We start from the raw sequence: 3,047 nt of genomic DNA, 5'->3' as shown, positions 1-3,047 counted from the left end.
GGCAGACCCCCGATTTCCGCACCATTAACCGGTTCCGTTCGGAGCGTATGAAGGGCGTGCTCGAAAAGGTGTTCACCGCAGTCCTCGAGCTGCTGTGTGTTTGATCAAGAGATTGGGGGTCTTCGCTGCGTATTCCGGTCAAATCGACCACCGGTTCCGGTCCAAGCCGACCACTGATTCCGATCCAAATCGACCGGTCGTTCCGGTGCAACCCGACCGGGTAAATGGGGCGGCCTAGAGGAGCGAACGGGCGGTGAGCTCGCGACTCTAGTCGGTTTCTGGGGCGTATCCCGTGGAGTTCGCCATCTTCCGCATCGATTCCCCCTTCAGGATCAGCTTGTGTGCACCGTGGACCAGGCGGTCCAGAATGGCGTCGGCCACGGTAGCATCACCGATGACACCGTGCCAGGTCTCTATGGGCAACTGTGAGGCGATGACGGTAGACCGCGCCTGCGCACGGTCATCGATCACCTCCAGAAGGTCACGGGATTCGGCGACCGAGACGGGGACAAGCCCCCAGTCGTCAAGGATTAGCACATCTGTGTGGGCCAAGGTGCTCAGGATGCGCCGGAATGAACCGTCGACCCTGGCGGTGGATAGGTCGGCAAGGAGTCGAGGGACTCGGTAGTACCTCACGGTGTACCCGTGCCGGCAGGCGGCGTTCCCCAGGGCGCAGGCGATGAACGTCTTCCCGACACCTGTGGGACCGACAACCAGGACATGCTGGCCGTACTGGACCCACTGACCGGAGGCCAAGCTGCGCATGACCGATCGGTCCAGTCCGCGCGGGTGCTGGTAGTCGATATCCTCCATGCATGCGGCGACGCGAAACTTCGCCTCTTTGAGCAGGCGGGCCAGGCGACGGTTCTGCCGGTCCATCCACTCCTGATCCACCAACAGTCCTAAGCGTTCTTCGAATGTCAGTGTCTGGAGTTCGGGCTGCTGTTGCTGGACCGTCAAAGCATCGGCCATCCCCCGCAGGCGCATGGCGCGGAGCCTCTCAATGGTGGTCTGAGTAGGCATGCCCTACTGCCCCCCTTGTGCGTAGTACTCGGGTCCCCGTAGGTTCTGGTGCACAGGAGTGGCCTGCTCATCTGGTGGGGCGGGAAGCGGGGCTTGATCCAGGTTGCTGGCGAGGATGGACTTCATGCTGCTGTAGCTGTACGCCCCTGAGATGACGGCACGAGCCGATGCGGCTTCAAGTCGTTCCAAGCCGTACTTCTTACCAAGCTGCATGATTCCCAGACAAGACCGGTAACCCTGCTCGGGATGTGGCTTCTGCTCCAGTATGGTGGTCACCAACTTGACTGTCTGCGGTCCAACCGATTCGGCCCAGCCCACCAACCGGGAGGGAGTCCACTCGCGATGCCGCCTGTGGGCGGCAGGCATGTGCTGAATCTGGGTGACGTACCGACCCCGGCCCGTAGCTCTGGGATGGCAGGCCACGAGCTTTCCCCGGAGCAGGGCCTCGATGAGACCGTCAGTGAACCGGATGTCCAGCGTCTCGCCCACCAGCTGGTAGGGAACGCTGTAGTAGTTGCGGTCGACCTCGACATGGTAGTCCATGTTCACCTTGGCCTTGCGCCATTCTGCGTACTCATACCGCTTGGGCGGCAATGGCTTGAGGGCCGGCTTGTCCAGTGTTTCGTACAGGCTGCGGCGGGTACCTTCGAGCTTCTGAAATGGCCTGTTGTTGAGTTTTTCGACCGCCTCCCGAACGGCAAGGTCCGCCTCGCGGAGACTGAAGAAGGTGCGATTCCGTAAAGCCGCGAGGATCCACCGCTCCACGACCAGCACGGCATTCTCGACCTTCGCCTTATCCTTGGGCTTGCGGGGCCTTGCAGGGATGACAGCAGCACCGTAGTGACTGGCCATGTCCGCGTAGGTGGGATTGAGGTCCGGCTCATAGCGGCAGGCCCTGGTGACGCCAGCCTTGGGGTTATCCGGCACGATGACCTCCGGTGCGCCGCCGAAGAACTCCAGGGCGTCACAGTGTGCGGCAATCCACGACCGAAGGCTCTGCGAGGGACAGACCTTGGCGAACGTGTAGTTGCTGGCCGGCAGTACGGCGACGAAGATCTGAGCCTGTAGGACCTCTCCGGTCTCCCGATCGTGAATGGGGAGGGAGCCTCCCACAAAGTCCACTTGCATCTGCTCTCCAGCTCGATGCTGCTGCCGCAGCACGACGTCGAGCTTCTCACGCCATTCCCGGTACCGCTGGCAGAACTGGCTGTACTGGAGCCCGTCGGGTTGGTTCTGCTTGTACTCCCACCAGAGGAGTTGCAGGGTGACCCCTTTGCGGGCCAGCTCTCGATGGATGTACGCCATGTCAGGCAGCGGTCGTTCTACACGAGTTTCAGGGTTTCCCGGGTAGAGCGCGGCCTCGAGCGCACTGTCGTCGATCTCGGGCAGCGGCCAGGTAATCTCCGAACGTTCAAAGCGCCGAAGCAGGTCGAGCACGGTACTGTGTGAGACCGAGAGGCTGCGGGCGATCTGTCGGGCAGAAAGCCCGACCTCCCACTTCAGGCGAAGGACCTCTTTGATCTTGCGCATCGACAACCTCCGATTGGCCAAGGCTTGCCCACGTCCCCTCGGGTGGTGATTTTGTCCACACTTCGAGAAGGACCGGAAAAAGCCTGTGATGGTTGCCCATGCCGCTTCGCTCTAGGCCTAGAGCCGGTCGCTTTCAACCGGAATGACTGGTCGAGTTCGGGTGGAATGCGTGGTCGAGTTCGACCGTAACCAGTGGACGGGTTCGACCGGAATGAGTGGTCGAACCCGTCCGGAATACGCATTCGCCAAGTTTGGTGCAGGCAACGGTGACAAGGCGTCGTAGGATCAACCGACGATAATCCCTGCGGCGCTGACATGCACGTGCCTAAGAAGCTCGGCCAGGTCTGGTGAGGGTTGGACCAGATCCCATGCAAACCAGCGTCGGTTAGGATCTGCCTCGTACAGCGTCCAGTTGCCCTGCTCTGGGTCGAATCGGAACTGCACCATGGGAATCCGTAGCCATCGTCCGATTGACGGTACCCAGGAGGGGCGGC

The 3,047-nt window shown here is 61.5% G+C and carries 3 protein-coding genes; all 3 read right to left on the bottom strand.

What is annotated here, in order from left to right; genetic code table 11:
* Positions 1–267: 267 nt before the first annotated feature.
* Positions 268–1,023 (bottom strand): IS21-like element helper ATPase IstB, encoded by a 756-nt coding sequence (istB, locus tag J2Z79_RS18100; protein ID WP_209468306.1) that lies wholly within the window; start codon positions 1,021–1,023, stop codon positions 268–270.
* A 3-nt stretch (positions 1,024–1,026) separates the two neighbouring features.
* Entirely contained in the window at positions 1,027–2,553 is a 1,527-nt protein-coding gene (gene istA, locus J2Z79_RS18095) for an IS21 family transposase (RefSeq protein ID WP_209468305.1), read from the bottom strand.
* Positions 2,554–2,838: 285 nt separating this feature from the next.
* The coding region (locus J2Z79_RS19345; RefSeq protein ID WP_209468304.1) for a DUF3024 domain-containing protein at positions 2,839–3,047 on the bottom strand (209 nt) is incomplete at its 5' end.

Origin of the sequence: Symbiobacterium terraclitae, from assembly GCF_017874315.1 — a bacterium.
GTDB lineage: Bacteria > Bacillota > Sulfobacillia > Symbiobacteriales > Symbiobacteriaceae > Symbiobacterium > Symbiobacterium terraclitae.
Note: the sequence above shows the minus strand (reverse complement) of the source record. Positions and strands in the feature narration are given on the sequence as shown.

Coding starts and splice junctions, on each gene's coding strand:
- istB (WP_209468306.1), bottom strand. CDS start 1,023: ATGCCTACTCAGACCACCATTGAGAGGCTCCGCGCCATGCGCCTGCGG.
- istA (WP_209468305.1), bottom strand. CDS start 2,553: ATGCGCAAGATCAAAGAGGTCCTTCGCCTGAAGTGGGAGGTCGGGCTT.